Here is a 26409-nt window from a genome sequence, read left to right as displayed (position 1 = left end):
CCTCGGGAAATGGGCCTTGCAAGAAGTGAAATTTGTGCCGGATCGGTCTCGATGCGGCGGGTTGGCGTCAGTGTAGATCGAGTCATGCGTATGAGACATTCGTCTAAAATCGGAAAATCAGTCGCAAAAATGTTCGCAGCGGCATTGCTGGCAAGCGTCGCAACGGGCTGTAGCTCGGATGCAACGCGGTTCGGCGGCCTCTTTTCCAGTGGACCGGATCAGATGACCACGGCGTCAATTCCAGCCCGGCAGGGCGGCGGTGCTTATGCACAGGCCCCGGTTCCGCAGGGCGACATGAATGGCGGTTACGCCTCTGCCGCGCCGCAGGGCGGTTACGCCAACCAGAACATGGCGGGTAATTCCTATCCGCAGTCCGGTGGTTACGGCGGCGGCATTCAGCCTTCCACGGCCCGCTCGGCTTCGGCCTCTCCGGTGCAGCGCTCCGAACTGTCGGCGCCTTCGGCAGTGGCAAGCCGCGATCCGTCGACCCGCAACGAAGCCATGGCTCAGCCTTTCCCGTCGGCGCAGCGACAGGCCGCTCCGTCTCTAGCCGCACCGGCCCGCCAGGCCGCAGCACCCGTTACCGACAATCTGACGACCGCAACCGTCCGTTCCGACAAGAATGGCTGGCATACGGATGGCGCTTCTTCCGTGACGCTGCGTCCGGGCGAAAGCATCACCACCATTTCCAACCGCTACGGCGTTCCGGAAAAGGAACTGCTGCGCGTCAACGGCCTGAAGTCCGCCTCTTCGGCGCAGGCCGGCCAGTCGATCCTCATTCCGAAATTCGGCCAGGTGCGCAACGCCGCCAAGGATGCGGCCGGCAATATCGCGCTGAACCGCAATGGCGACCAGCCGACGCCGTTGCGCAGCCCCGAGGGCAATGTGGCCGTGCTGCCGTCGCAGGCCGCCGCTCGCGACAAGGTTTCCTCCGAGGCCGGCAAGCTGACACCTCCCGGTGGCAAGCCGCTGCCGCCGACTGGTGGCTACAAGGTTCAGCCAGGCGACAGCCTTGCGAAGATCGCCCGCGAAAACGGCGTCTCGGTTGCCGCGCTGAAGGCCGCCAACGGTCTTTCCAACGAAAGCATCCGTGTCGGCCAGACACTTTCCATGCCGGGTGCCGGCACTGACAACGTCAAGACAGCCTCCGTTCCCGCCAAGGAAGCGGCCAAGGCAGTCGAGACCGCCTCCGCCAAGCCGGAGCCCTACAAGGCCCCTGCCGCTGCTGCCGCGACTATCCCGGCCGCGCCGGCCGCTACGGCAAGCGTCAGCGATATCGAAAAGAAGTCCGACATGGCTTCCCTTGCTCCGGAATCCACGGGCATCGGCAAATATCGCTGGCCGGTTCGCGGCGCGGTCATCAACAATTTCGGTGACAATGTCGAAGGCAGTCGCAATGACGGCATCAACATCTCGGTTCCCGAGGGTACGCCGATCAAGGCCGCTGAAAACGGTGTGGTCATCTATGCCGGCAACGGTCTGAAGCAGCTCGGCAACACGGTGCTGGTGCGCCATGACGACGGCAAGGTCACCGTTTACGGCAACGCCGCCAATCTCGACGTGCAGCGCGGCCAGAAGGTCCAGCGTGGCCAGACCATCGCCACCTCGGGCATGACGGGCAGCGCCAAGCGTCCGCAGGTTCACTTCGAAGTTCGCAAGGATGCGACGCCGGTGAACCCATCAGGTTTCCTTGAATAGGTATTGCGTCTCAAGGAATGATGAAGCCGGGTGAAGAGCCCGGCTTTTTCATTTTTGGGGGTGGTGTGGATGCAAACGTCTCCACATATTCGACGTCCTCCTCGGGCTTGACCCGAGGACCCATGGTGCGCGGAGTTGTGGATCCTCGGGTCAAGCCCGAGGAGGACGGAGGAGAGAGTGCGGCCGAGACAGAAACGGCCCCGTTTCCAATGCCAGTTTACCCTCTCACCAACCCCACCGTCTTCTCGATGAAATCCGCAATCCTTGCGGTATCATCGAGATCGAAAACGGGGAGGGCCTTGTCCGTCACCTCATGATCGGCGGCAATTGCGATGATATGCGGATCGAGCGGCGCAAGCGGCTCGGTTTTCATCGCTTCCAGCCGGCGCGCCTCGATCTTCGGCACCGGCTCATATTTGTAACCTTCGATCAGCACGAGATCGCAGGGGGCGAGGCGGGAGAGGATGTGCTCGAAGGACGGTTCCGGTTCGCCGCGCAATTCATGCATGATGGCGAAACGGGTGCCGGAAACGATGGTGACCTCATGTGCGCCGGCCTGCCGGTGACGCCAGCTGTCGGCACCCACCTTGTCGATATCGAAATCATGATGGGCGTGCTTGATGGTGGAGACGCGGTAGCCGCGCGCCGTCAGCTCGGTCACGACGCGCACCGCAAGGCCGGTCTTGCCCGAATTTTTCCAGCCGGCAATGCCAAAGACCTTTTGTGTCGTCATGGTTGCAGCTCCATCTCTTTGTTTCAACGCATTATCCTACTGGAAATGCTCCAGATAGCTACGCGCCAGCGCCAGCTCGTCCGGGGTGTTGATGTTGAAGAATGGATCGAGGCTGCCCTTTGCTGTTTCCACCGGCGGGAAGGCCACGCCGATGGTGACATGCCGGGCAAGATAAGCCCGGATACGGCGGTTGGCATCGTTCTTCAGCCACGCCTCGAGATCGTCGGCAAGCGCCACCGGCCACAGTGCGAAGACGGGGTGAAGCTGGCCGCTCGAGGCAGCGATGACGATCGTATTATCCGATATGTGTTCGCACAGCCGGGCGACGAGATCGTCTGGAAAGAACGGGCTGTCGGCAGGTGCCGTCAGGAAATGGCTGCCGGTGGCCTCGCGATTGCGGAAATGCCGCATGCCGGCCAGAACACCTGCAAGCGGCCCGGCATGGCCATTCAGCGTATCGGGCAACAGCGGCAGGCCGAAACTGTCCGCCCAGCCGCCCCTGTCATTGGTGGCGGCATTGATGGTGACATCCGAGACCTGTGGCGCGATGCGGCGCACGACGTGGGAAAGCAGCGGTGCATCGCCAAGCGTTACCATCGACTTGTTGGTGCCCATGCGCCGCGACAGGCCGCCGGCGAGCACGAGACCGGGTATCTCAAGGGGGAGGGTGCTCATTGCCGCTGTTCCTGCAGCCTTACGACATAGGTGGTGAGAAGGGCGACAAGGCCGGTCGCCAGCATCACCATTAGGAGCGGCCAGGTTCCGTCCTCCTTCGACAGGACCGAGGAGGCGAGTACCGAAAGGGCGGCACCGCCGCCGATGGTCATCGCGCCGCCAAGACCGGAGGCCGAGCCGGCCAGATGCGGCTGAACGCTGACCATGCCGGCATTGGCGCTGGGCAAGGTCACGCCGTTGCCGACGCCGATCAGGGCAAGCGGCACGAAGAACGCATAGGCGCTTTCCGCCCCGCCGGTGATCAGCACAATGGTCGTGACGATGCCGGCAATGGCGATGACATTGCCCGAGAGCATCATGCGGGTGATGCCGATCTGGCTGGCATACCGGCCGGAGACGAAATTGCCGAGCATGTAACCGCTGGCCATGAAGAAGAATTGCAGGCCGAGCATGGCCGGGGCAAGCCCATAAAGCACGCTGCCGACGAAGGGCGCGCCACCGAGGAAGGAAAAGAACATGCCTGACGAGAAGGTCGAGGTCAGCGCATAACCCCAGAACAGCGGCGAGCGCAGAAGTTCGGGCCAGGCGTGGAACTGCTGTGAAAAACTCGCCGACTTATTGTGGTTGGTTTCGCCGAGATCGAACCAGGCGAGCACCAGAATGCCGACGCCGAGCAGGGCAAGGAGCGCAAAGCTCGACTGCCAGCCGGAAATGTCGTTGAGCAACCCGCCAACCGTCGGGCCAACCATCGGCACCACGGACATGCCCATGGTTACATAGCCGATCATCGAGGCGGCCTGTTCCATCGGTACCATGTCGCGCACGATGGCGCGGGCCAGCACGAAGCCGGAAACGACGGCCGCCTGTGCGACGCGCCCGATCATGAAAACGGTGATATTCGGCGCCAGCATGCAGACCAGCGTGGCGGCAATCATGATGGCGATGCTGGCAAGCATGACCGGGCGGCGGCCGAAGAGATCGGAAAGCGGGCCGATAAGCAGTTGCAGGCAGGCGGTGGCGGCGAGGTAGCCTGAAACGGCAAATTGCATCACCGCGTAATCGGTCTCGAAATAGAGCGCCATGGCCGCAAGCGAGGGCAGGAACACATTCATGCACAGCGCCGCTACGCCGGCGATGACGACCAGCGTGATGATGTGGGGCGGAGTGGTCCGATCGAGAAAACGGCCGCTTTTCATCTCACTCTCCCGCCTCTTCCGTAACGGCAGTTTTCGTTACGGAAGCCGGCCGCACCGTGGTCGCGGCCGTTGGTGTCGCGGCTGCGCGCTTGGCCATCTGCGAACGCTTGCGCAGGCTTTCGCGGTAGAAGGTATAAAGGCCTGAACCGATGACGATCATGGCGCCGATGATGGTGAAACTGTCGATCTTTTCGTTGAAGAAGAACACACCGATCATGAAACCCCAGAGCAGGCCGGTATAACGGAACGGTGCGACGAAGGAGATTTCGCCTGATCTCATTGCGAGAATGATCGCCTGATAACCGACCAGCACCAGAATGGCGGAGGCGGCGAGATGCGAGACGATCGTGACGTTCATCGGCTGCCAGCCGCCGAAAGGCACGATCAGCAGGCCGCCCACCGCCATGTTGACGAAGGCGGTGATGACGGTGATGGCGAGCGAGGGCACATCGGCATACATTTTCCGGGTCAGGAGATCGCGTGCGGCGGTGACGGCGAGTGATGCGACGACCAGCAATGCACCGGGCGTGAAACCTTCCGGGCCGGGCCTGATGATGACGAGCACGCCGATAAAACCGACGATGATGGCCACCCAGCGCCGCCAGCCGACCGGCTCGCGCAGGAACAGCGCCGCACCCAGCGTCACCACCAGCGGCAGGGACTGCAATATGGCCGAAGCATTGGAAAATTCGATGAGGCCCAGCGCCGTCAGATAAAGCACGGCCGCAGTCACTTCGCAGAGACAGCGCAGGATGATGATGGGGCGCAGCAGGGTTTTCAACGGCCGGAGCGCGCCGAAATGCCGGGCGGCGATATAGATCAACACCACGGTCATGATGCCGCGCACGAACATGATCTGGCCGGTGTTGATGTAGGGTGTGACGGATTTCGTCAGGGCGTCGTTGGCCGTGAAGCTTGCCATGGCGAGCGCCATGAAAAGCGCGCCGCGCGTATTGTCCGTCAATGCCATTCCATACGATCCCAGACCATGCGCAGTTTTACCCTGGTCGCCCTTTCAGACGGTTTCGGGCGGCCTCGCGGGCGCGACGGCGCATTCCTCCATGTAAAGAGACGTGACACGGCCAAGCCGGCAATTCAACCGTTTATATGGGTGGGTGGACGAGAAAGAGGTTCAGCCGTCAATCAGCCGCCCGTCACGCTCATATGGCGGGCGACGGCGGGGCGTTTATGGGTGCGGTCGATGATGAAATCATGGCCTTTCGGCTTGCGCAGAAGGGCTTCATCGATGGCGCTGGACAGATAGGCGTCGCTGTCGGAAGCGCGCAGCGCCGTGCGCAGGTCGGCGGCATCGTCCTGGCCCAGGCACATGTAGAGCGTGCCGGTGCAGGTGAGGCGGACACGGTTGCAGCTTTCGCAGAAATTATGGGTCATCGGCGTGATGAAACCGAGCCGGCCGCCGGTTTCCTTCACCGTTACGTAACGGGCGGGGCCGCCGGTCTGGTAATCGCTGTCGATAAGCGTGAAGCGCTTTTCCAGATCGGCGCGCAGCTGCGACAGCGGCAGGTAGCGGTCGGTGCGGTCTTCCTCGATCTCGCCCATCGGCATGGTTTCGATGACCGTCAGGTCCATGCCGCGACCATGGGCAAACCGCATGATTTCAGGCATTTCGGTGTCGTTGAAATCCTTCAGCGCCACGGCGTTGAGCTTGACCTTGATGCCGGCTGCCTGTGCGGCATCCAGCCCTTCCATGACCCGGTCGATATCGCCCCAGCGGGTGATCTGGCGGAATTTATCGCGGTCGAGCGTGTCCAGCGAGACGTTGATGCGTTTGACGCCGCAATCGGCAAGTTCGGCGGCGAATTTGGCCAGCTGCGAGCCATTCGTGGTCAGCGTCAGTTCTTCCAGCGCGCCGGTGCGAATATGGCGGCCGAGGTTCCTCACCAGCGACATGATGTTCTTGCGCACCAGCGGCTCGCCGCCGGTGAGCCTGAGCTTGCGCACGCCGCGCGTTATGAAGACGGAACAGAGCCGGTCGAGTTCTTCCAGCGTCAGAAGGTCTTTCTTCGGCAGGAAGGTCATGTGCTCGGACATGCAATAGGTGCAGCGGAAATCGCAGCGGTCGGTGACTGAAACGCGCAGATAGGTGATGGCGCGGCCGAAGGGGTCAATCATCGGTGCGTTGTTTTCCGTCAGGAATTGCGCTTTTTCAAGCGATCCGGGGAAACTGTTCACATCTCCATCCTCGTTGCGCGATGCGCCTTTCAAATGATGTAGTGGCTTGCCTATCGTGAGGCAAGTCCGTAATTTTGACGCATATTATGAGCGTACGGAAGTGAAAAATGAGTGATGTCTGGCCGACCGAGCTGCTGGTGTCGAAAGACCGGCGGGAATTGACCGTTTCCTTTGACGATGGAAGCGTTTACCGGCTTCCCGCCGAGATGTTGCGGGTGCTTTCGCCCTCGGCGGAAGTACAGGGCCACGGTCCGGGACAAAAGGTCACGGTACCCGGCAAACGCAATGTCGCCATCCGTTCAATGATCGCCACCGGCAATTATGCGGTTCGCATCGTTTTCGACGACGGCCATGACAGCGGTATCTACACCTGGAAATATCTGAGGGAACTGGGCGAAACCGGCGACGCACTGTTTGACGATTATCAACGGCAGCTTGCTGAAAAGGGCTTGAGCAGGGAGCCGCTATCCCGGTAGAGAAAATGTGGAGGGAGATGCCCTCGCGATGATGATGACAAAGACTTGAGAAACCCGTGCGTTTGGCAAAATGGTGGCATCCGCACTTCGTCACCCCGGACTTGGATGCCGGGGTCCAGCGCGATCAAGTCTTTGATCGCAAAAGACTCGTTTTTCACGGCGCAGACGCGCCGTGGCTGGATGCCGGATCAAGTCCGGCGTGACGGAGGAAGGTTCTTACGCTTTGCCGGCAATCTGGCGAGGGGCACTCTCGTTTTATAAACTTCAGCGGGGTGGCGTGTGGCTGTCGAAGCGAACGGAAATGATCTGGCCCAGGTGGTCGTGTTGTTGGCGGCAGGCGTTGTCGCTGCGCCGATTTTCAAGCGCATCGGCCTTGGCTCGGTGCTGGGTTATCTGGCCGCCGGCCTGGTGATCGGGCCTTACGGGCTCGGCTTCTTTTCCGATCCGCAGGCCATCCTGCATATTGCCGAACTGGGCGTGGTGATGTTCCTGTTCATCATCGGCCTTGAAATGCAGCCGTCGCGACTGTGGTCGATGCGGCAGGATATTTTCGGGTTGGGGGCGCTGCAGGTGCTGGTCTGTATGGCCGGCCTGACGTTGATCGGTGTCGGTCTTGGCTTTCCGGTCATCATGTCCTTCGTCGCCGGCACGGGTTTCGTGCTGACCTCGACGGCGATCGTCATGCAGATGCTGCAGGAACGCAACAGCATGTCCAGCCTCAAGGGCCAGCGCATCATCGCCATCCTGCTGTTTGAGGATCTGGCCATCGTGCCGCTTCTGGCGCTTGTCGCCTTTCTCGGCTCGGGCGGCGAACATGTGACGCCCTCGGAGCGCTGGATTTCCGTGGGCATCGCGCTTGCCGCCGTCGGTGCGCTCATTCTTGCCGGGCGTTATCTGCTCAACCCGTTCTTCCGGCTGCTCGCCGCCTCCGGTGCGCGTGAGGTGATGACGGCCGCTGCCCTGCTGGTGGTGCTGGGGTCTGCGCTGCTGATGCAGGTCAGCGGGCTTTCCATGGCCATGGGCGCCTTCCTTGCCGGCGTGCTTTTGTCGGAATCGTCCTTCCGTCATCAGCTGGAAGCGGATATCGAGCCGTTTCGCGGCATTCTGCTCGGCCTGTTTTTCCTTGGCGTCGGCATGGCGATCGATCTTGCCGTCATCGGATCCAACTGGCAGCTGGTGGTCGTCAGCGTCGCGGGCTACATGCTGCTCAAGGGTTTTCTCATCTATGGCGTGGCACGGGCGCTCGGCACCACCAGGCGTGAAAGCCTGGAAAGGGCGGTGCTGATGGCGCAGGGCGGCGAATTCGCCTTCGTGCTTTATTCCGCCGCCGTCAGCGCCGGCATTCTCGACCGGGAAGCCAACGCCATCCTGACGGCGACCATCATCATTTCGATGGTGCTGACGCCGCTGATGGTCATCCTGCATGACCGGCTGGTGCCGGCGGCGGTTCCCAATACCGACGATCTCGATGTGCCCGAGAATGTCGAAGGCAGCATTCTGCTGATCGGCTTCGGGCGTTTCGGCCAGATCGTCAGCCAGCCGCTGCTGGCGCGGGGTTACACGCTGTCGCTCATCGACAAGGATGCCGACTTCGTGCGGGATGCGGCGGAGTTCGGTTTCAAGGTCTATTATGGCGACGGATCGCGGGCGGAAATCCTGCATGCGGCAGGTGCGAGTACGGCGCGCGCCGTTCTCATCTGTGTCGACGACAAGGACGCGGCGGTGCGGATCGCGGAGATCGTCAAGCACGAATTCCCGCTGGTCCCGGTTCTTGCCCGCGCCTATGACCGTGGCCACGCGATCGATCTTCTCAAGGCCGGCGTCGATTACCAGATCCGCGAGACGCTGGAATCGGCGCTGAATTTCAGCGAGGAAGTGCTGGGCGCCATGGGCGAGGAGCGCGAAGACGCTGCCCGTCTGGTGGAGGAATTCCGCGACCGTGACGAGGAACGTTTCGCCATGGAAGTCGTCGGCGGCATCTATGCCGGCCGTTCGCTGATCCGCGGCAATGCCCAGCCGGCCGACCTCGTCGCCGCACGCACCGCACGCGAGCGGGCGGAACGGGAAAAGGCGGAACTGGCGGAAGAATAGGGCCCGCTTAGCAGTGAAGCAGATTTCGAGGGATTGAGGCGAATATGACGATCATTCGTACTGTTGAAGAACTGAAGGCCATCTATGACGGCACGAGCGAAGCCTCGGTCGCGAAGGTGACGGCGAAGCTGACGGCGGAATACCGGCTGATGATCGAGGCATCACCCTTTCTGGCGCTGGCGACGGTGGGGCCGGAGGGAATGGACTGTTCGCCGCGTGGTGACAGGGGCGGTGTAGTGCGGGTGGCGGATGAAAAGACCGTGCTGTTGCCGGACTGGCGCGGCAATAACCGTGTCGATTCGCTTTTGAACATCGTGCGCGATCCGCGGGTGGCGCTGATGTTCCTGATCCCCGGCTCGAATACGACGATGCGCATCAATGGCCGGGCCGTTGTTTCGGTTGATGCGGAACTGCTGCAAAGCTTCGAGATGGATGGCAAACATCCGCGCACCGTCATCGTGGTGACGATCGATGAGGTTTATTTCCAGTGTGCCCGGGCACTGATGCGCTCGGAACTGTGGAACCCGGAACACTTCGTCGAACCGGCGTCGCTACCCACGCCAGGCGTGCTGCTGAAAGCCGCGAAAGCGGAGTTCGATCAGGAAACCTATGACCGCGAATGGGCGGCACGGGCGGCGGCCACGATGTGGTGAGGGGTTTGTCGCCAAGATCGCTCATAGCAATGTAACGACAGGCTGACGTCTTTCCTCTTCCCTCATTGCTGTGCCCGTCACAGCACACCAGTCGACGCGCGTCTGCGCGGCGGAGGGAGTTTTACAGCTCAGGGACCTGGGCTGGCCAGATTTCTCTGACAAGCACAGGAATGAGGGTAGGGGAAATTGGGTGGTTTTAGCGCGCCCAAACCGGCGCAATACGCGTCACGTCCGGTAGATCAGCCAGTTCTTGCCGGTATAGTTCTTCTGCATGCCGTCCTCGTAAAAGACGGAGCGGTTTCTGCCGGTTTCCTTGGCGTGGTAAAGCGCCGTATCGGCATGGCCATAAAGCTCGCCCGGATTGTTGGCCTGCGAGGCGGAGGCAAAGCCGATGGAGATCGTCACCGTGCCATAATCGGCGCCCGATCGTGAATTGCGGAAGGGGGTGCTTTCCAGCGACAGGCGGATGCGCTCGCACATCACCATGACTTCCTCCGGCGTATTGCCGTCGAGAATGATCGCGAATTCCTCACCGCCGCTTCTTGCGACGAAGCCATCCTTGCGGACATTGGCGCGGATGACCGAGGCGACGGTTGCCAAAATCTTGTCACCGACGGGATGGCCGAACGTATCGTTTATCCGCTTGAAATGGTCGATATCGAGCAGCACCAGCGATGTGTATTGCAGGCCGATGGAGCTGTCATAGACAGAAGCCAGCCGGTCATCGAAAGCCCGGCGGTTGGAAAGGCGCGTCAGCGAGTCTGTATTGGCGATGCGCTTATATTCATCCAGTTCCAGACGAACCTGATGCATTTCTTCGGCATGGCGATTGACGTCGTTAAACGCCTTCTCGCCGTCGATGATCTTTGTGCCCGTGGCTTCGGCCAGCAACAGGATCGCATTCTTCAGAATATTGGTGCTGGAGGCGTTCTTGTCATCGATGCGCTGGCGCGTTTCGCCAAGTATCCTGTTGTAGTTCTCGATGGAGGATTGCTCCCGCCGCAACGTACCCAGCAACGCTTCCAGTTCGCGCCTGAGCTTTTCATGCGCGTCGTCGATTGCCCTGACCGGATTGCTTTCGCCGTAGCGCGTGGACAGTTCGTCCAGATCCTCCTGCGTGGCCCGGCTTCCCAGTGCCGCCAGATCCTTGGTCAGCGCAGGGTTCGAGCCGATATAGGCTTCGTAGAAAAGGCTGTAATTACGCGGGATCGGCGAAACACCCATGCTCCGCATGGCGTAGGCAATCTGCCCGGCAATGTCGGGTCCCGTTGTTTTGGGCGTGGATGCCGTGTTCATCAAGAAACTCCAGTGAGTCTGCTTATAGACTATGATTATTATTATGCGGGCTGTTTTGGAAAGCTTAATTTATAGAAAACTAATTTTTGTTCCCGGAAATTCCATTTTCGCTGATTTTTATCTTATTTAATTGATAATTATAAGTAATTTTCATTTTTAGAGATTTCCGGTGTTTTTTCCCTCTACTGTGCGCCTTGGTGACAGCATCGTATTTATTCTGTCAATCCCGATAACGCTTTTCGAGTGATTTATTTTGGCACAGCAATGCAGGGTACAACGAAGGGAAACGCCAGGTCAGTGCATTTTTTCAATTCGGCAAGACATGACCTATAGGCGGCAAACTTCGCCGATTATGTCTATACACAAGAATCTTACAGTTTTTATTTGGTCGTCTCAACGCCAAACGGCGCGGTTTGCGCCGGTATAGACATGATATTTGTCACGCTTTTGAAACGGTGCGCCGTTTCGATCCGGCGGTTCTCAGGACCACGTTAGGTCCTGAGCTTTATAACCGGGCATTCCGTGCCTGCCGATGCTTCCGGCGCATGCGGCGGACGGATGATCAGGACGTCGGAATGGGCAAGGATGTTCATCATCGATGAATCCTGTTTGGCATAGGCTTCCGCCACGCTTTCACCACTGTCATCGAAGCGGAGACGGGCGCGAAGATAATCCTGCCGATGGTCATTGGCCTTCAGCGGCGCTGCGGTTCTGACTGTCGCTGTGCGTTGCACAGGCGCGCGTCGGGCGATCCGGCGGATCAGCGGTTCGAGAAACAACAGGCTGCAGACGAGGCTGGCGACCGGGTTTCCGGGCAGGCCGAGAACCTGCATGGCGCCGATCGCGCCGACCATCAGCGGCTTTCCGGGGCGCATGGTGATGCGCCAGAAATCCAGCTGCATGCCTTCCGCCTTCAATGCCGCCTGTACGAGATCGTGGTCGCCGACGGAGGCGCCGCCCAACGTCACCAGCACATCCACCCTGGCTGCGACAGCCTTGCCGATGGCGGCGCGGATCAGCGTATCGTCATCGGCGATGATGCCGAGGTCGAGAATGTCGGCGCCCGCCTGACGGGCGAGGGCTGCGACGCCAAAAGTGTTGGAGGCGATGATCTGGGCCGGGTTCGGCGTGCTGCCTGGCGGCAGCAATTCGTCGCCGGTGGCGAGAATGGCGATGCGCGGCCTGCGATAGACAGGCAGCGTGGCGTGGTTCATGGCCGCCGCAAGTGTCAGGTCGGTGAAGCCAAGTTCACGCCCGGCTTGCAGAACCGTTTCGCCCTGCGCAAAATCCTGCCCGCGCGGGCGAATGTGTCTCCCGGAGGTGACTTCGAAGGTAGTGCGGATCTTGCCGCCTTCCAGCACCTCCGCATCTTCCTGAATGAGGATGGTATCGGCTCCCTCAGGCACGGGCGCGCCGGTGAAGATGCGCACTGCTTCGCCTTCACCCAGAGTGCCGGTAAAGGCATGGCCGGCAGCCGCCTGGCCGATGACGGTCAGGACTGAGCCGATCTCAGATGCATCGACGCTGCGCAGCGCGTAGCCATCCATGGCGGAGGCATCGAAAGGCGGCTGGGTGAGGCGCGCCGCCAGATCGGCCAAAAGGACACGGCCATCACATTCGGCAAGCGGCAGGGTTTCGCTGTCGGTTACCGGAACCGCCGCTTCCAGAAGGCGCCGTGTGGCATCATCTACGGGCAGCAGCGGTTTCATTCAGCTCTCCTGCCGGCGAAAATCACCGGATTTGCCACCGCTTTTTTCGAGCAGGCGGATATTGACGATTTCCATCGCCTTGTCGGCAGCCTTGGCCATGTCATAGATCGTCAGGCAGGCGATGGAGACGGCGGTCAGCGCTTCCATTTCCACACCGGTCTTGCCAGACAGTTTCACCATGGCCTCGACGCGCAGGCCGGGCAGGGTGGTGTCTTCGGCAATGTCCACCGCTACCTTGGTCAGCATCAGCGGATGGCATAGCGGGATGAGATTGGCCGTCTGCTTGGCGGCCATGATGCCGGCAAGGCGCGCGGTGCCGATGACATCGCCCTTCTTGGCATTGCCGTCGCGGATGAGCGCCAGCGTTTCCGGTTTCATCTTCACGAAGCCTTCGGCGACGGCGACACGGACGGTTTCCACCTTGTCGCCGACATCGACCATATGCGCCTCGCCGCTGGCATCGATATGGGTGAGCTTTGAGGCCTCGCTCATCGGGGATTTACTCCGCTGCCAGAATGCCGGATTGCCCCGTCAGCAGCGCTTTGGTGGCCGCCGTCACATCATCCTTGCGCATCAGGCTTTCGCCGACGAGGAAGGTGCTGATGCCGCTTTTTTCGAGGCGCTGGCAATCCTCGAAGGTGAAGATACCGCTTTCGCCGACCAGCAGCTTGTCGGCCGGTACGAGGCCCGCCAGCTTCTCGCTGGTTTCGAGGCCGACTTCAAAGGTGCGCAGGTTGCGGTTGTTGATGCCGAGAAGCGGCGAGGCGAGCTTCAGGGCCCGTTCGGTTTCCTGTGCATCATGCACCTCGACCAGCACATCCATGCCGAGTGCGAAAGCCTCGTCTTCGAGGCGCTTGGCCTCGTCGTCAGAGAGCGATGCCATGATGAGGAGAATGCAGTCCGCGCCCCAGGCACGGGCCTCATGCACCTGATAGGTCTCGAACATGAAATCCTTGCGCAGAGCTGGCAGAGCGCAGGCATTGCGGGCGGCGGTCAGGAATTCCGGTGCGCCTTGAAAGCTCGGGCTGTCCGTCAGCACCGAAAGACAGGCGGCACCGCCCGCCTCATAGGCAGCAGCCAGCGCCGGCGGATCGAAATCCGGGCGGATGAGGCCTTTCGACGGGCTGGCCTTCTTGATCTCGGCGATCAGGCCGAACTTGCCTTCGGCCTGCTTTGCCCGGAGCGCCTTGTAGAAACCACGCGGCGCACTCTGGTCAGCGGCCATGGCCTTGAGATCGGCCAGCGAGGTCTTCGCCTTGGCAGCGGCGATTTCCTCGCGCTTGTAGATCTCGATCTTTTTCAGAATGTCGCTCATGGTCTCGCTTTCATTCCTGCTTGTGGTCGGCCTGCGCGGCATCGGCTTCATTGGAAACGGCGACCAGACGGTCGAGTGCTGCTGCCGCCGCACCGCTGTCGAGCGCTTCGCTGACGATCGTCATAGCCTGACCCAATGTTTCGGCCTTGCCGGCGATGACAAGGGCAGCAGCCGCGTTGCAGAGCGACACGTCACGATAGGCATTACGCTTGCCCGACAGGACGTCGCGCAGGGCTGCCGCATTGGCAATGCCGTCGCCGCCTTTCAGATCAGCCATCGCCGCAACGTCGACGCCGAAATCTTTCGGGGTCAGATCGAAAGTGCGGATCTTGCCATCTTCCAGCGCGGCCACATGGGTGACGCCTGTCGTGGTGACTTCATCCATGCCATCGCCATGGACGACCCAGATGCTTTCCGAACCAAGATCGCGCAGCACTTCGGCAAGCGGCACCAGCCAGCGCGGCGAAAACACGCCGAGCAATTGGCGCTTTGCACCCGCGGGGTTGGAGAGCGGGCCGAGCAGGTTGAAAATCGTCCTTGTGCCGAGTTCGACCCGGCTCGGGCCGACATGGCGCATGGCGGAGTGGTGCATCTGCGCGAACATGAAGCCAAGTCCCGCCTCTGCGATGCAGCGGGCGATGAGATCGGGACCGATATCGAGCTTGACGCCAAGAGCGGACAAGGCATCCGCCGTGCCGGATTTGGAGCTCAGCGCCCGGTTGCCATGCTTGGCGACCGGCAGGCCCGTGCCGGCAACGATGATCGAAGCCAGTGTCGAGATATTATAGGTGCCGATGCCATCACCGCCGGTTCCGACGATATCGATGGCATTGGCGGGGGCCGAGACCGGCAGCATGCGGGCGCGCATGGAGGAAACGGCGCCGACGATTTCGTCGACCGTTTCGCCGCGCACGCGCAGCGCCATCAGGAAACCGCCGATCTGCGACGGGGTGGCTTCGCCCGACATCAGAATGTCGAAGGCCGTCCGCGCATCCTCGCGGTTCAGGCTTTCTCCGTTCGCGACCCTGGCGATCAGCGGCTTCAGTTCGGCCATGGTTTCCGCCCCCCGGTCAGAAGCCGACCATCGCCTGATCGGCGAGGGCCTGATTGATGGTCACACCATAGTCGTTCTGCAGACGGTTGACCATCTGGTCCAGCATATCGTCGCCGGCTGCACGGGCAATGGCGGTAAACTGCTGGTCGTCATTGGCAAGCGCGTCGGCAGGGGCGTTGGTGTCAACCGAGGTGACCTTGAAGAGGATGCGGCTGGAACCATCGGCATCTGCCGCCGTGCCAACCACGCCTTCAGCACCGGAGAAAACGGCGGCAATCGTCTGGCGGCCGAAAATCGCATCCTCGCTGGTGCGGCGCAGGCCGGATTTCTGCTCGACGGCAAGGCTGAGCTCGCCGGCAACAGCCTCGAGCGTTTCGCCCTTTTCAACGCGGGCCTTCAGTTCGTCAGCCTTGGCAGCAAGCGCTGTGCGCTGCTGCTCGGACGTCCAGTCGGCCACGACATCGTCGCGGACTTCGGCAAGTGTGCGGTCACGGGCGGGGATGATCTGCTCGACATCGAACCAGATGTAACCTTCGCGGCCGAGATTGATCGGCAGGGCTTCGGTGCCTGGTTCGGTCTTGAAGACTTCCTGTGCCAGCTGCGGCGAGGGTAGGCCTTCGACCGTGTCACCCTTTTCATCGAGGCCGGCGGCATCGATGGCGGCAATGGTGACGGGCTTGAGGTTCAGCTGCTTTGCGGCATCGGCAAGCGACGAACCACCGGCGCGCAGATCCTCGTAACGGTCGTGCACATTGGTGACTTCTTCCGCTGCAGCGGCGGTGGCGAGATCCCTGCGGATATCTTCCCTGGCTTCATCCAGCGTGCGGGTGGTTTCCTGCTTGATGCCGGTGACGCGCAGGATGACCGGCCCGAAGGAACCTTCAACGACGGCAGATACGCCGCCATCCTTCTGGATGCCGAAGGCTGCGTCGGCAATCGACGGATCGGGGATGGTATCCTTGGTGAATTCGCCAAGGGTCACGTCGGAAGCGGTCTTGCCCTGATCCTTCACCACCTGATCATAGGTGGTGTTGCCGAGGCGGATCTGTTCGGCGGCAGCGGCAGCCATTTCCTTGTCCGTAAAGGTCAGCTGTTCAACCGTGCGGCGGCCGGCGGTGCGGAAGCTGTCCTTGTGGCTGTTGTAATAGTCAGCGATCTGCGCCTCGGTCACCGAGGACTGATCGGCAATGTCTGACGGTTCCAGCTTCACATAGGTGAACTTGCGGAATTCCGGGGCGCGATATTTCGTCTTGTTGGTTTCAAACCACGGGGTGAGCACGTCGTCGCCCGGTGCCTTGACCGGCGGGATGACGGCGTTGGAAAGAATGACGTAATCGACGGCGCGCTGCTCGTTGCGATACTGCTTCAGCGCATCCACCAGCACCTGCGGTGCGGTAAAGCCATCCGAGACGGCTTCGACAATCTGGCTTCTGACGGCAACCTTGCTGCGTTCCTTGATGTAGTCGTCCTCGCGGAAGCCGGAATTGCGCAGGCGTTCGCTGAACAGGTTGCGGTCGAACTGGCCGTTGACCGACTTGAAGGCCGGGTCTTCGGCAATGAGCTTGGCAAGGCGATCTTCCGAAAGGCCGAGATTCATCTTGGATGCAAGCTCGTCAAGTGATGCCCCTGCCGCAAGCTGGCTGAAGACCTGCCGGTCGATGCCGAAGGCCTTGGCCTGTTCGGTCGTCAGCCTTGTGCCGAACTGGCGGCTGAGATCGGAAATCTGGCGCTGATAGGCGAGGCGGAATTCCTCCGGGCTGACCGTCTGGTCACCCACCGTCATGACGGCGTGGGAATTGGCGGTGACAAGCGATGCGGAGACGCCCCAGACGCCAAACGAAACAACAAGCAGGAGAAGCAGCAGCTTGGCTGCCAGGGTTCGAGAAGCATTTCTCAGGGAATCGAGCATCGTTATGCAAACCTCACAGGAACGTCATCGCGGTCGCCAGCCTTCCGGCCCGCAACGTATCGGCGTTCCTTAAATCAATCCAAACGGAAATTGAAGGGAATTTCCCTTGGAAAAACGGGGTTTTGAAAACGCTTATGTGATTGGAGCGGCGTTTTTCCGCCTTCATCTCCGCCGCATCGCCTTAATGAGGCGCAAAATAAAACCGCCCGGAGCGCCCAGGCGGTTGCGAAGAATCGTTTTTGAACCGGCGGTTAAGGCCGTTCGCCGCACTCAGAAAGCGCGGTCGCGCCGGATCGTCGCCTTGAATTCCTCGTCTTCACGCCGCATCTCGGCGATGACGGAGATCATCGATGTCACGAACATTACGCTGATCAGGGCCAAAAGCATCGTCAGAAATGTGAACATGATATCGTCTCCGGTCGTTTCGAGGAAATTGTCCCCGTTATCAGTAATAATTCATATACTGGTAACGGGCGGTCAGCTGCGGATAGTCCGGTCCCTGGGCTTCAGGCTTCTGCTCATAAAGGCTAAACGTCGTTGCTACCATTGCGATAACCAGTACTGTCCAGGCGGTGCTGATGACGCTGATTTTCGCCGAAGTAGACTGTTTTTCTCTTACAAACATCTGTCCGTTCCTTTGGTTCTTTCTTAACGCGCCATGCCTCAACATGTTCCGCGTCAATCGTAAAAATCGATTAGCATCGCGCCTGTGAAACTTCCTTGAATGGCTCGTTCATCTGGCGTTCAGGAAACTGGCTAAGGGCGTCATTCGAGAAAAAGATACTCGGCAGCGAATGATGCGATGACCGAAAGGACGATCATGAAGGCCAGCATTTTCAATTCTCCGGATGCTTAACGGGTGAGGGGCGTTTCGGTTTCCCGATGTTGTGCATTTAAACAAAATAGCTCTGAAACCGCACTGAACGGCCCATTCATCGCGGGTTCACGGCACAGCTCCGGTTGTGCTGCCCGGTTATAATGTCTTGCGCCGCGTGGCTCTCCATGACAAAAGGCGGGCACATGATACCCAGCATCGAAGCGCGCCCACCATCTGAGAGCGATATGACGATTGCCTTTTATCCAGGATCATTCGATCCGATGACCAACGGACATCTGGATGTGCTTATCCAGGCGCTGAACGTGGCGTCGAAAGTCATCGTTGCCGTCGGCATTCATCCCGGAAAAGCGCCGCTGTTCAGCTTTGATGAGCGGGCGGCGCTGATAAAGCAGGCGCTTGCCGAACAGCTGCCCACCGAGGCGGCGCGCATGGAGGTCGTTTCCTTCGACAATCTGGTGGTGGATGCCGCCCGCCAGCACGGCGCGCGCCTTTTGCTGCGCGGCCTGCGCGATGGCACCGATCTCGACTATGAAATGCAGATGGCCGGCATGAACCGCCAGATGGCGACTGATATCCAGACCGTGTTCCTGCCCGCTGGAACATCGTCGCGACCCATTACAGCCACATTGGTCCGGCAGATCGCCGCCATGGGCGGCAATGTCGATGCCTTCGTGCCGAAAGCCGTGCTTGAAGCCCTCAACGCCAAGCTGAAGCGCTGACTTCAGCCCCACATTCTGGAGCCAATCCGATGAAACTCGTTCGATTTGCCTTTGCTGGCGCCATGTTTGCAGGCGCGCTTGCCGCCAGCACCATTGCTTCCGCCGCCGAACTCTTGACCGTCCAGCTGAAGGACGGTCCCGTCGTCATCGAGCTGATGCCGGAAGTCGCGCCCAAGCACGTGGCGCAGATCGAGGCGCTGGCCAAGAAGGGCGCTTATGACAATGTCGCCTTCCACCGCGTCATCGACGGTTTCATGGCGCAGACCGGCGACGTGCAGTATGGCAACATGGAAAAGAGCTTCAACGCCCAGCGCGCCGGCACCGGCGGTTCCGACCTGCCGGATATTCCGGCTGAGTTCTCCAAGACGCCGTTCACGCGCGGTGTGGTCGGCATGGCCCGCTCGCAGGATCCGAATTCCGCCAATTCGCAGTTCTTCATCATGTTTGCCGATGGCCCGTTCCTGAACGGCCAGTATACCGTGGTCGGCAAGGTCGTATCCGGCATGGAAGCCGTGGACAAGATCAAGCGCGGCGCCGGCAGCAACGGCGAAGTTTCCAACCCCGACCGGATGATCAAGGTCACCGTCGGCAAGAAGTAAGGTAGGGCAATAGAGCCCGAACAGAGGAGAATAATCATGGCCGAGATCAAGGATCCGGAAAACACCATCATCATGGAAACGACGACCGGCAAGGTCGTCATCCAGCTGCTTCCGGAAGTTGCTCCGGGTCACGTCGCCCGTATCAAGGAACTGGTATCGGAAGGCGCTTATGATGGCGTCGTGTTCCACCGCGTCATCGAAGACTTCATGGCCCAGACGGGCGACGTGAAGTTCGGCAAGAAGGGTTCGGAAAGCTTCAACCCGGCACGCGCCGGCATGGGCGGCTCTGAAAAGGAAGACCTGAAGGCTGAGTTTTCCGCCATTCCGCACGTTCGCGGCACCTGCTCGATGGCCCGTTCGCAGAGCCCGAACTCCGCCAACTCGCAGTTCTTCATCTGCTTCACCGATTCGCCCTGGCTGAACAAGCAGTACACCGTCTGGGGCCAGGTCATCGAAGGTATGGAAGCCATCGACAAGGTCAAGCGCGGCGAGCCGGTGAAGGATCCCGATTCGATCGTTTCCATGAAGCTTGCTTCGGCGGCTTGAGGTTAAAGAGTTTCTCCCGCCTTGCTGAACTGCAGGGCGGGAGGATGTTTTGCTGATGGAGTGTTCCTCGCACTCGACGTCATCCTCGGGCTTGACCCGAGGATCCATTCCACCAGCGTCATGGGTCCTCGGGTCAAGCCCGAGGATGACGTGGAGGGGAGGAAGCTCCTTCACCAACAACGACCCGCCGGCAGTTTGCTGCGAGGCGGGTTTTGATATTTTCGAGAGCCCTTGCAATGCGTGTAGACCTGTTCGATTTCGATCTGCCCGAGGAGAATATCGCCCTTCGCCCGGCGAACCCGCGCGACAGCGCGCGCCTGCTGGTGGTCGATCCGAATGAAAACCGCATGGAGGACCACCACGTCTTTAACCTGCCGTCTTTCCTGCGGCCCGGCGATGCGCTTGTCTTCAACGATACCCGCGTCATTCCCGCCCAGCTGGAAGGTGTCAGGCTGCGTGAAGGTGCGCCGGAGACGGCGGTTTCGGCCACGCTGCATATGCGTACCGATCAATCCCGCTGGAAGGCTTTTGCCCGTCCCGGCAAGCGCATCAAGGAAGGCGACCGCATCCGGTTCGGTTATGAGCGCGACAATGCCTGCGGCCTTGCCCATCTGGAAGCCACCGTCGAGGAAAAGGGCGAGGATGGCGAAATCACGCTGCTGTTCGACGTGTCCGGCCCTGTTCTGGACGAGGCGATTGCCTCGGTCGGCCATATTCCTTTGCCGCCTTATATCGCCGCCAAACGGCCGGAGGACCAGCAGGACCAGACCGACTACCAGACCATTTATGCCCGTGAAAAGGGCGCTGTCGCTGCCCCCACCGCCGGGCTGCATTTCACCCCCGATCTGTTCGAAGCACTGGACAAGGCCGGCATCGAGCGGCACTTCGTGACGCTTCACGTTGGGGCAGGCACTTTCCTTCCGGTAAAGTCCGACGATACCGACGATCACAAGATGCATTTCGAGATCGGCCATGTGTCGCAGGAAACCGCTGACCGGCTGAATGCGGTGAAGGCGCGCGGCGGGCGTATTATCTGCGTCGGCACCACTTCGCTGCGGCTGATCGAAAGTGCGGCCGACGAGAATGGCGTTATTCACCCATGGTCCGATGCCACCGGCATCTTCATCACGCCTGGTTACCGTTTCCGGGCGGTCGATATGCTCATGACCAATTTCCACCTGCCGAAATCGACGCTGTTCATGCTGGTTTCGGCTTTCTGCGGTCTCGAAACGATGCGTGACGCTTACAGGCGCGCCATCGAAACCGGATACCGTTTCTATTCCTATGGCGATTCCAGCCTGTTGTTCCGGAAAAACTGATGCACGACAAATTCACCTTCACCCTGAAAGCCACGAGCGGCGGCGCGCGCCTTGGCGAAGTCGCCATGCCGCGCGGCGTCATCCGCACGCCCGCCTTCATGCCGGTCGGCACTGTTGGCACCGTCAAGGCCATGTATCTCGATCAGGTGCGCGAGCTGGGGGCCGATATCATTCTCGGCAATACCTATCACCTGATGCTGCGGCCCGGCCCGGAGCGTGTTGCGCGTCTTGGCGGTCTGCATGAGTTGATCCGCTGGCCGCATCCGATCCTCACCGACAGCGGCGGCTTCCAGGTCATGTCGCTTTCCGGTCTGCGCAAGCTCGACGAGAAGGGCGTGACCTTCAAGAGCCATGTGGACGGTTCGCTGCACCACATGTCGCCGGAGCGCTCGATCGAAATCCAGGGCATGCTCGATTCGGACATCCAGATGCAGCTCGATGAATGCATTGCGCTGCCGGCCGAGCGCAAGGAAATCGAGCGCGCCATGGAAATGTCGCTGCGCTGGGCCGAACGCTGCCGCGTCGCCTTTGGCGAGCAGCCCGGCAAGGCCATGTTCGGCATCGTGCAGGGCGGCGACCAGCCGGATCTGCGCATCCGCTCGGCCGAAGGGCTGAAACAGCTTGATCTCAAGGGTTATGCCGTCGGCGGTCTTGCCGTCGGCGAACCGCAGGATGTGATGCTGGGCATGCTCGATATCACCCTGCCGGTGCTGCCGACCGAAAAGCCGCGTTACCTGATGGGCGTTGGTACGCCTGACGATATCCTGAAATCGGTGGCGCGTGGTATCGACATGTTCGACTGCGTGATGCCGACCCGCTCCGGCCGTCACGGGCTTGCCTTTACCCGTCGTGGCAGGGTCAATATCCGCAACGCCCGCCATGCCGAAGATATGCGCCCGCTCGACGAGCAGTCCAACTGCCCGGCCTCGCGCGATTATTCCCGCGCCTATCTGCATCATCTCACCCGCTCCAACGAGGCGTTGGGCGGCATGCTGCTCTCCTGGCACAATCTTGCCTATTATCAGGAGCTGATGCAGGGTATCCGCAAGTCGATCGAGGAAGGCCGTTTCGCCGATTTTTATGCGGAAACCATAGAGATGTGGGCGCGGGGCGATATAGACCCGGTCTGATCCTTCCCGACCCTTTCTCCTGTTTCGGACGCTTTCCTTGGCACATGCGCCTTATGTTCTTTTCCGGGATGACACGACCGGCACGGTGACAGCCTTCACCGAGCCGGAAGAGATCATCGTCGCGGATGAACCGGAGGCGTTTTTTGTGGCGCTGAAGCGCATGGAACAGCTGCGCCGGGCCGGAAAATATCTTGCCGGCTATATGTCCTACGAGGCCGGTTTCCTGTTCGAACCAAAGCTTGCGCCTTTTGCCGCCGAGCCTCGCAACGTGCCGTTTCTGACCTTCGGCGTGTTTTCCGGCCCGCAGCCGGATGCGGGGCGGTTTGCGCGTCCGGATGAACTGCCGGATGCGGATGCGTTTCTTTCCGATCCCGTGCCGGCCTGGACGCTCCAAGAATACCAGCAGCGCTTTGCGCGACTGCACGACCATCTGCGTCGCGGCGACTGTTACCAGGGCAATCTGACCATGCCCGTCACCGCCCGCTGGAGCGGCGATCCGCTCACCGCCTTCTGGTCGCTGATCGAGCGCCAGCCGGTGAAATACGGCGCGCTGGTCGATCTCGGCGGCCCGGTCATCCTGTCGCGCTCGCCGGAACTGTTTTTTTCGGTCGATGGCGAAGGTTTCATCGAAACCCATCCGATGAAGGGAACGACACCGCGCGGGGCGGATGCGGAGGGGGACAGGGCAATCATCGCGGCGATGCTGGCGGATGAAAAGACGCTGGCCGAAAACCGCATGATCGTCGATCTGCTGCGCAACGATATTTCCCGTATCACCGAGGTTGGCAGCCTTCATGTGCCGCGGCTGTTCGATATCGAGACCTATCCCACGGTGCACCAGATGGTCAGCCATGTCAGGGCGAAGCTTCTGCCTGACGTGACGGTGGAAGACATCTTCGCCGCGCTGTTTCCCTGCGGTTCCGTCACCGGTGCACCAAAAATGTGGGCGATGAAGATCCTGCGGGAGCTGGAAGCCGGCCCACGTAACGCCTATTGCGGCGCGATCGGCTTCATGTCTCCTCATGGTGATATGCGGTTCTCAGTAGCGATCCGCACACTCAGCCTGTTCGATGATGGCCGTGCCGTCTTTAATGTCGGCGGCGGCATCGTCTTTGATTCCGATGCGGAAGCCGAATATGACGAGTGTCTGCTGAAATCGAAATTCGTGGTGGGGGACAGGTTGTTGCGGCGGTGATCACCGCCTGATCACCTCGAACGTTCCATCCTCCACCAGCACCTCCTTCGCCACCGCGTGGCTGAGAAAACCCGCAGGGCTGGCGCTGGCGCCATAGGCGCCCGATTGCAGGATGGCGAGTAAGTCACCGGCCTTCAGTTTCGGCAGTGCCGCATTGCGGGCCAGTGTGTCGAGCGGTGTGCAGAGCGGACCGACGATGGTTGCGGTCTCGTCGTAATCTGCCAGCATCTTGGCGGGCGCGACGATGGGATAGTTGCGCTTGACGATCTGGCCAAGATTGCCTGAGGCCGCCAGATGGTGATGCATGCCGCCATCCGTCACCACGAAGGTGGTGCCGCGTGAGGTTTTTACCGAATTTACTTCCGCCACATAGATGCCGCCGGGGCCGGCGAGGAAGCGGCCGGGTTCGACGATGATATGGGCGTCGGTTATCAGCGGATGCGCTTTCACGAGCGCCTTGAGATCGGGAATGGCGGCGCTGACCGTTGCAAGATCAAGCGGCATTTCCCCGGCGAAATAGGGGATGCCGAGGCCACCGCCGAGATCGATGGTTTCAAGCGGTCTGCCCAGCATTTGCGCCATGCGTGCGGCAAGGGAAATGGCGTGTCGCCATTGGGAGACAAGCATGTCGGCGTCGAGAATCTGCGTGCCGCCATAGATGTGCACGCCGACGAGATCAATATGTCTGGCATCCCTGAAAAGCGGCAGGACGTTTTCCAGCTCTTCCTCGTCGAAACCAAAAGCGGTGGCCTTGCCGCCCATGCGCATGGCGCCGGCCTGCGCATCCGGCACGGGGTTGATGCGGATCGAGGCTTTGACCGGTTTACCGATCTCTTCGATACGGGCAATTTCCTCGGCGCTTTCAATATGGATTTCGCCGATGCCGCCCTCGATCACCTCGCGCAATTCGGCCATGCCCTTGCCGGGGCCGGCGAAGATGATGTTCTCAGCTGCGACGCCGGCCTTGATGGCAGCGCGATATTCGCCGACGGAGGCGATTTCTGCACCCGCGCCCTGCTGTCGGAAAAGCGCGATAATGGCGGGCAGGGGATTGGCCTTTACCGAATAATAGATATCGGCAAAGCCCGAGAGCGCCGTTTCAAGGCTCCGATAGGCGCGGCGCATGGCGCTGGCATCATAGAGGAAGCACGGCGTTCCGGTTTGGGCGACGATATCGCGCACCGCAAGCCCGCCGATGAGAAGATCATTGTCAGTGACCGCAAATTGCGCAGCCGCAAGGGCCGGGCCGTGGCTCTGGGTTTTATCCGTGGGCGACATTGTCCGTCCGTTCGCGCACCAGCGCGCGGTAATCCACCTTGCCATTGGCGGTGACCGGCAGCCGGTCGACCAGTTCGATGGCGCGCGGGATCATGAAGGGAGCGAGCATTTCGGCAGCTTTCTTAAGGGCAGCCGAAACGTCGATATTTTCATTGGCGGCGGTTGCCACGGCATGCACCCTTTCACCGGCAAAGGGGTCCGGCAGGCCGATGACGGCAACCTGCTGGAACAGCCCTGTCGACATCAGGCTTTCCTCCACCTCGGTCGGGCTGATGCGATAGCCTGACGATTTGATCATCGCATCGTTGCGGGCAACGAAGCTGAAGAAACCATCCTCGTCTTCCACCGCCAGATCACCGGAATAACAGACGGTTTCGCCGCCCAGCGCCGCTGGAATGAAAGGATGAGGGCGCAGCACTTTTGCCGTGTCTTCCGGCCGGTTCCAGTAGCCGAGCGATACTGTCGGGCCGCGATGGACGAGAATGCCTGGCTCGCCCGGTTTTGCCCGCTGTCCCTTGTCGGTGACGATGAAGATTTCGCATTCCGGAATGGCCTTGCCGATGGAGGTCGGGCGGCTGTCGATTTCTTCCGGCGGGAGGAAGGTGGAGCGGAAGGCCTCGGTCAGACCATACATCAGGTAGATTTTCGTGTCTGGCAGCTTTTCGCGTAGCGCTTTTACGGTTTCCTGCGGCACACGCCCGCCGGAATTGGTGATGTAGCGCAGATGCGGCAGCGGCGTCTTTGCCAGCGACGGGGCCGCTCTGGTCAGGATTGCCCAGACGGTCGGCACGCCGGCGAGACCCGTCACGGCATGGTCGCGCAGATCGCGGACGATATCGTCGCCCAGCCGGAAGGTGGAGATGATCGTGGTCGCGCCCTGTTCCACTGCCGTCAGCAGCTGGTTCAGGCCGTAGTCAAAGCTGAAGGGCAGGAGGGAAAGAATGCGGTCGCTTGCGGTAATTTCCAGATAGGTCCGCACGATACGTGCGCCTGCCAGAAGATTGCGGTGCGAGAGCATGACACCCTTGGGCGAGCCGGTGGAGCCGGATGTGTAAAGGATCGCCGCGAGGTCCTCGCCGATCGCCGCCGAAGGGCGGGCAGGCGTTGCGCGGGTTTCGATCTCTTCCGCCAGCAGCACCGTGACATCGGGAAGGTCTTCCAGCGCCGTCTTCAGCTCATCCATCATCGCCGCGCTGCTGATGACGATTTTCGCGCCGCAATCGCTGACGATATGGCGGATCTGCTGCGCCTTCAGCAGCGCATTGACGGGGACGAAAACGCCGCCGGCCATGCTCACACCAAAGATTGACCAGCATTCCTCAAGGCCGCGCGGTAGATAGATGACGACGCGGTCTCCGCGTTCCGCTCCCTTTGCCTGTAATGCTGCGGCATACCACGCAGCCGCAACGGCGAATGCGTTATAAGTCAGTGAGTGTTCTTTATAAACGAGAGCTGGATCCTGGCTTAGCGCGCGTGCGGCGAGCAGGTGGTGCAGCAGAAAATGGGGTGTCATTTCCTTCGTTCCCTGAGGACGAAGGCGATGAGATCGGCGGGTGTGCCGAGATTGTCAGGCGTGAAATGCTCGTCATCGAGAACGATGCCAAAAGTCTCGCCGAGGAAGATCATCAATTCCAGAAAACCGAGCGAATCGATCACGCCGCCTTCGAGAAGCAATGTATCGTCGGTAAAAGGTGCATAGGCGGGAAAACGGTTCGAGAGATAGGAGTAGATGGTATCAGCAACGTTGGTTTCGCTTTTCTTTGCGGCAAGCATGCTTGTTCTCCGAT

Annotated in this window: 26 protein-coding genes; 10 read left to right on the top strand and 16 right to left on the bottom strand. The window is 60.5% G+C overall.

Features of this window, described 5'->3' with window-relative positions; all coding sequences use genetic code 11:
• Positions 1 to 129: 129 nt before the first annotated feature.
• Positions 130 to 1698: a peptidoglycan DD-metalloendopeptidase family protein gene (locus QSV77_RS06750; protein WP_161991221.1), complete on the top strand. Its 1569-nt coding sequence runs from the start codon at positions 130 to 132 to the stop codon at positions 1696 to 1698.
• A 217-nt stretch (positions 1699 to 1915) separates the two neighbouring features.
• Here the strand turns inward: QSV77_RS06750 and mobB are convergent, their stop codons facing one another.
• From mobB to moaA, 5 genes are all read right to left on the bottom strand, one after another.
• The gene (gene mobB, locus QSV77_RS06745) at positions 1916 to 2431 is read right to left on the bottom strand and encodes a molybdopterin-guanine dinucleotide biosynthesis protein B (RefSeq protein ID WP_302732911.1); all 516 of its coding nucleotides are present in this window, start codon (positions 2429 to 2431) and stop codon (positions 1916 to 1918) included.
• A gap of 36 nt (positions 2432 to 2467) precedes the next feature.
• Positions 2468 to 3106 (bottom strand): molybdenum cofactor guanylyltransferase MobA, encoded by a 639-nt coding sequence (gene mobA, locus QSV77_RS06740; protein WP_302732910.1) that lies wholly within the window; start codon positions 3104 to 3106, stop codon positions 2468 to 2470.
• A complete protein-coding gene (locus QSV77_RS06735; protein WP_142840007.1) occupies positions 3103 to 4302 on the bottom strand; it encodes a multidrug effflux MFS transporter in 1200 nt (399 codons plus the stop codon). Before QSV77_RS06735 ends, mobA begins: the two co-directional genes overlap by 4 nt.
• Position 4303: 1 nt before the next feature.
• The gene (locus QSV77_RS06730) at positions 4304 to 5272 is read right to left on the bottom strand and encodes a DMT family transporter (RefSeq protein WP_065115833.1); all 969 of its coding nucleotides are present in this window, start codon (positions 5270 to 5272) and stop codon (positions 4304 to 4306) included.
• 173 nt (positions 5273 to 5445) lie between these two features.
• The gene (gene moaA / locus QSV77_RS06725; protein WP_142840006.1) at positions 5446 to 6495 is read right to left on the bottom strand and encodes a GTP 3',8-cyclase MoaA; all 1050 of its coding nucleotides are present in this window, start codon (positions 6493 to 6495) and stop codon (positions 5446 to 5448) included.
• Between the two features lie 107 nt (positions 6496 to 6602).
• Between moaA and QSV77_RS06720 the strand changes: the two genes are divergently transcribed.
• From QSV77_RS06720 to QSV77_RS06710, 3 genes are all read left to right on the top strand, one after another.
• On the top strand, positions 6603 to 6971 hold the full coding sequence (locus QSV77_RS06720) for a DUF971 domain-containing protein (protein ID WP_269699695.1): 369 nt from the start codon (positions 6603 to 6605) through the stop codon (positions 6969 to 6971).
• Between the two features lie 279 nt (positions 6972 to 7250).
• Positions 7251 to 9062 carry a monovalent cation:proton antiporter-2 (CPA2) family protein gene (locus tag QSV77_RS06715; RefSeq protein WP_302732909.1) on the top strand — a complete coding sequence of 604 codons (1812 nt, stop codon included), beginning with the start codon at positions 7251 to 7253 and terminating at the stop codon, positions 9060 to 9062.
• A gap of 44 nt (positions 9063 to 9106) precedes the next feature.
• Entirely contained in the window at positions 9107 to 9715 is a 609-nt protein-coding gene (locus QSV77_RS06710) for a pyridoxamine 5'-phosphate oxidase family protein (protein ID WP_269699693.1), read from the top strand.
• Between the two features lie 225 nt (positions 9716 to 9940).
• Here the strand turns inward: QSV77_RS06710 and QSV77_RS06705 are convergent, their stop codons facing one another.
• The 8 genes from QSV77_RS06705 to QSV77_RS06670 form a co-directional block, all read right to left on the bottom strand.
• Positions 9941 to 11011 (bottom strand): GGDEF domain-containing protein, encoded by a 1071-nt coding sequence (locus QSV77_RS06705; RefSeq protein ID WP_142840002.1) that lies wholly within the window; start codon positions 11009 to 11011, stop codon positions 9941 to 9943.
• A gap of 491 nt (positions 11012 to 11502) precedes the next feature.
• On the bottom strand, positions 11503 to 12720 hold the full coding sequence (gene glp / locus QSV77_RS06700; protein WP_302732908.1) for a gephyrin-like molybdotransferase Glp: 1218 nt from the start codon (positions 12718 to 12720) through the stop codon (positions 11503 to 11505).
• On the bottom strand, positions 12721 to 13212 hold the full coding sequence (gene moaC, locus QSV77_RS06695) for a cyclic pyranopterin monophosphate synthase MoaC (protein WP_302732907.1): 492 nt from the start codon (positions 13210 to 13212) through the stop codon (positions 12721 to 12723).
• 7 nt (positions 13213 to 13219) lie between these two features.
• The gene (gene trpC, locus QSV77_RS06690; protein ID WP_302732906.1) at positions 13220 to 14035 is read right to left on the bottom strand and encodes an indole-3-glycerol phosphate synthase TrpC; all 816 of its coding nucleotides are present in this window, start codon (positions 14033 to 14035) and stop codon (positions 13220 to 13222) included.
• Positions 14036 to 14045: 10 nt separating this feature from the next.
• A complete protein-coding gene (gene trpD, locus QSV77_RS06685) occupies positions 14046 to 15089 on the bottom strand; it encodes an anthranilate phosphoribosyltransferase (protein ID WP_269699689.1) in 1044 nt (347 codons plus the stop codon).
• Between the two features lie 16 nt (positions 15090 to 15105).
• Positions 15106 to 16998: a peptidyl-prolyl cis-trans isomerase gene (locus QSV77_RS06680; RefSeq protein WP_302732905.1), complete on the bottom strand. Its 1893-nt coding sequence runs from the start codon at positions 16996 to 16998 to the stop codon at positions 15106 to 15108.
• Between the two features lie 270 nt (positions 16999 to 17268).
• Positions 17269 to 17403, bottom strand: a complete 135-nt coding sequence (locus QSV77_RS06675) for a hypothetical protein (RefSeq protein WP_256367998.1) — start codon at positions 17401 to 17403, stop codon at positions 17269 to 17271.
• A gap of 40 nt (positions 17404 to 17443) precedes the next feature.
• Positions 17444 to 17623, bottom strand: coding sequence for a hypothetical protein (locus QSV77_RS06670; protein ID WP_046798466.1), 180 nt, complete (start codon positions 17621 to 17623; stop codon positions 17444 to 17446).
• A 437-nt stretch (positions 17624 to 18060) separates the two neighbouring features.
• On the opposite strand from QSV77_RS06670, the gene coaD reads away from it, so the two are divergent.
• The 6 genes from coaD (at position 18061) to QSV77_RS06640 (ending at position 23344) form a co-directional block, all read left to right on the top strand.
• Entirely contained in the window at positions 18061 to 18555 is a 495-nt protein-coding gene (gene coaD, locus QSV77_RS06665; RefSeq protein WP_302732904.1) for a pantetheine-phosphate adenylyltransferase, read from the top strand.
• A gap of 29 nt (positions 18556 to 18584) precedes the next feature.
• A complete protein-coding gene (locus QSV77_RS06660) occupies positions 18585 to 19154 on the top strand; it encodes a peptidylprolyl isomerase (RefSeq protein WP_142839994.1) in 570 nt (189 codons plus the stop codon).
• Positions 19155 to 19190: 36 nt separating this feature from the next.
• A complete protein-coding gene (locus tag QSV77_RS06655; protein ID WP_065115822.1) occupies positions 19191 to 19700 on the top strand; it encodes a peptidylprolyl isomerase in 510 nt (169 codons plus the stop codon).
• A 236-nt stretch (positions 19701 to 19936) separates the two neighbouring features.
• Positions 19937 to 21019 carry a tRNA preQ1(34) S-adenosylmethionine ribosyltransferase-isomerase QueA gene (gene queA, locus QSV77_RS06650; RefSeq protein ID WP_142839993.1) on the top strand — a complete coding sequence of 361 codons (1083 nt, stop codon included), beginning with the start codon at positions 19937 to 19939 and terminating at the stop codon, positions 21017 to 21019.
• Positions 21019 to 22149 (top strand): tRNA guanosine(34) transglycosylase Tgt, encoded by a 1131-nt coding sequence (gene tgt / locus QSV77_RS06645; protein ID WP_045024749.1) that lies wholly within the window; start codon positions 21019 to 21021, stop codon positions 22147 to 22149. The genes queA and tgt overlap by 1 nt, the downstream gene beginning before the upstream one ends.
• Before the next feature lie 37 nt (positions 22150 to 22186).
• Entirely contained in the window at positions 22187 to 23344 is a 1158-nt protein-coding gene (locus tag QSV77_RS06640) for an aminodeoxychorismate synthase component I (RefSeq protein ID WP_302732903.1), read from the top strand.
• Here the strand turns inward: QSV77_RS06640 and QSV77_RS06635 are convergent, their stop codons facing one another.
• Genes QSV77_RS06635 through QSV77_RS06625 form a run of 3 tightly spaced genes read right to left on the bottom strand, consistent with a single transcriptional unit; the run spans position 23345 to position 26395 of the window.
• Positions 23345 to 24622, bottom strand: coding sequence for a type III PLP-dependent enzyme (locus tag QSV77_RS06635; RefSeq protein WP_302732902.1), 1278 nt, complete (start codon positions 24620 to 24622; stop codon positions 23345 to 23347).
• The gene (locus tag QSV77_RS06630; protein ID WP_302732901.1) at positions 24606 to 26135 is read right to left on the bottom strand and encodes an AMP-binding protein; all 1530 of its coding nucleotides are present in this window, start codon (positions 26133 to 26135) and stop codon (positions 24606 to 24608) included. The genes QSV77_RS06635 and QSV77_RS06630 overlap by 17 nt, the downstream gene beginning before the upstream one ends.
• Entirely contained in the window at positions 26132 to 26395 is a 264-nt protein-coding gene (locus tag QSV77_RS06625; protein ID WP_142839990.1) for an acyl carrier protein, read from the bottom strand. The genes QSV77_RS06630 and QSV77_RS06625 overlap by 4 nt, the downstream gene beginning before the upstream one ends.
• Positions 26396 to 26409 lie beyond the last annotated feature (14 nt).

Origin of the sequence: Agrobacterium sp. V1, from assembly GCF_030518355.1 — a bacterium.
Classification (GTDB): domain Bacteria; phylum Pseudomonadota; class Alphaproteobacteria; order Rhizobiales; family Rhizobiaceae; genus Agrobacterium; species Agrobacterium cucumeris.
This window is presented reverse-complemented; position numbering and strand designations above follow the sequence as displayed.

What these genes read in the sequence shown, in the direction of transcription:
- QSV77_RS06750 (WP_161991221.1), top strand. Translation starts at nt 130, where the DNA reads ATGTTCGCAGCGGCATTGCTGGCAAGCGTCGCAACGGGCTGTAGCTCG.
- mobB (WP_302732911.1), bottom strand. Translation starts at nt 2,431, where the DNA reads ATGACGACACAAAAGGTCTTTGGCATTGCCGGCTGGAAAAATTCGGGC.
- mobA (WP_302732910.1), bottom strand. Translation starts at nt 3,106, where the DNA reads ATGAGCACCCTCCCCCTTGAGATACCCGGTCTCGTGCTCGCCGGCGGC.
- QSV77_RS06735 (WP_142840007.1), bottom strand. Translation starts at nt 4,302, where the DNA reads ATGAAAAGCGGCCGTTTTCTCGATCGGACCACTCCGCCCCACATCATC.
- QSV77_RS06730 (WP_065115833.1), bottom strand. Translation starts at nt 5,272, where the DNA reads ATGGCATTGACGGACAATACGCGCGGCGCGCTTTTCATGGCGCTCGCC.
- QSV77_RS06720 (WP_269699695.1), top strand. Translation starts at nt 6,603, where the DNA reads ATGAGTGATGTCTGGCCGACCGAGCTGCTGGTGTCGAAAGACCGGCGG.
- QSV77_RS06710 (WP_269699693.1), top strand. Translation starts at nt 9,107, where the DNA reads ATGACGATCATTCGTACTGTTGAAGAACTGAAGGCCATCTATGACGGC.
- QSV77_RS06705 (WP_142840002.1), bottom strand. Translation starts at nt 11,011, where the DNA reads ATGAACACGGCATCCACGCCCAAAACAACGGGACCCGACATTGCCGGG.
- glp (WP_302732908.1), bottom strand. Translation starts at nt 12,720, where the DNA reads ATGAAACCGCTGCTGCCCGTAGATGATGCCACACGGCGCCTTCTGGAA.
- moaC (WP_302732907.1), bottom strand. Translation starts at nt 13,212, where the DNA reads ATGAGCGAGGCCTCAAAGCTCACCCATATCGATGCCAGCGGCGAGGCG.
- trpC (WP_302732906.1), bottom strand. Translation starts at nt 14,035, where the DNA reads ATGAGCGACATTCTGAAAAAGATCGAGATCTACAAGCGCGAGGAAATC.
- trpD (WP_269699689.1), bottom strand. Translation starts at nt 15,089, where the DNA reads ATGGCCGAACTGAAGCCGCTGATCGCCAGGGTCGCGAACGGAGAAAGC.
- QSV77_RS06680 (WP_302732905.1), bottom strand. Translation starts at nt 16,998, where the DNA reads ATGCTCGATTCCCTGAGAAATGCTTCTCGAACCCTGGCAGCCAAGCTG.
- QSV77_RS06675 (WP_256367998.1), bottom strand. Translation starts at nt 17,403, where the DNA reads ATGTTCACATTTCTGACGATGCTTTTGGCCCTGATCAGCGTAATGTTC.
- QSV77_RS06670 (WP_046798466.1), bottom strand. Translation starts at nt 17,623, where the DNA reads ATGTTTGTAAGAGAAAAACAGTCTACTTCGGCGAAAATCAGCGTCATC.
- coaD (WP_302732904.1), top strand. Translation starts at nt 18,061, where the DNA reads ATGACGATTGCCTTTTATCCAGGATCATTCGATCCGATGACCAACGGA.
- QSV77_RS06660 (WP_142839994.1), top strand. Translation starts at nt 18,585, where the DNA reads ATGAAACTCGTTCGATTTGCCTTTGCTGGCGCCATGTTTGCAGGCGCG.
- QSV77_RS06655 (WP_065115822.1), top strand. Translation starts at nt 19,191, where the DNA reads ATGGCCGAGATCAAGGATCCGGAAAACACCATCATCATGGAAACGACG.
- queA (WP_142839993.1), top strand. Translation starts at nt 19,937, where the DNA reads ATGCGTGTAGACCTGTTCGATTTCGATCTGCCCGAGGAGAATATCGCC.
- tgt (WP_045024749.1), top strand. Translation starts at nt 21,019, where the DNA reads ATGCACGACAAATTCACCTTCACCCTGAAAGCCACGAGCGGCGGCGCG.
- QSV77_RS06635 (WP_302732902.1), bottom strand. Translation starts at nt 24,622, where the DNA reads ATGTCGCCCACGGATAAAACCCAGAGCCACGGCCCGGCCCTTGCGGCT.
- QSV77_RS06630 (WP_302732901.1), bottom strand. Translation starts at nt 26,135, where the DNA reads ATGACACCCCATTTTCTGCTGCACCACCTGCTCGCCGCACGCGCGCTA.
- QSV77_RS06625 (WP_142839990.1), bottom strand. Translation starts at nt 26,395, where the DNA reads ATGCTTGCCGCAAAGAAAAGCGAAACCAACGTTGCTGATACCATCTAC.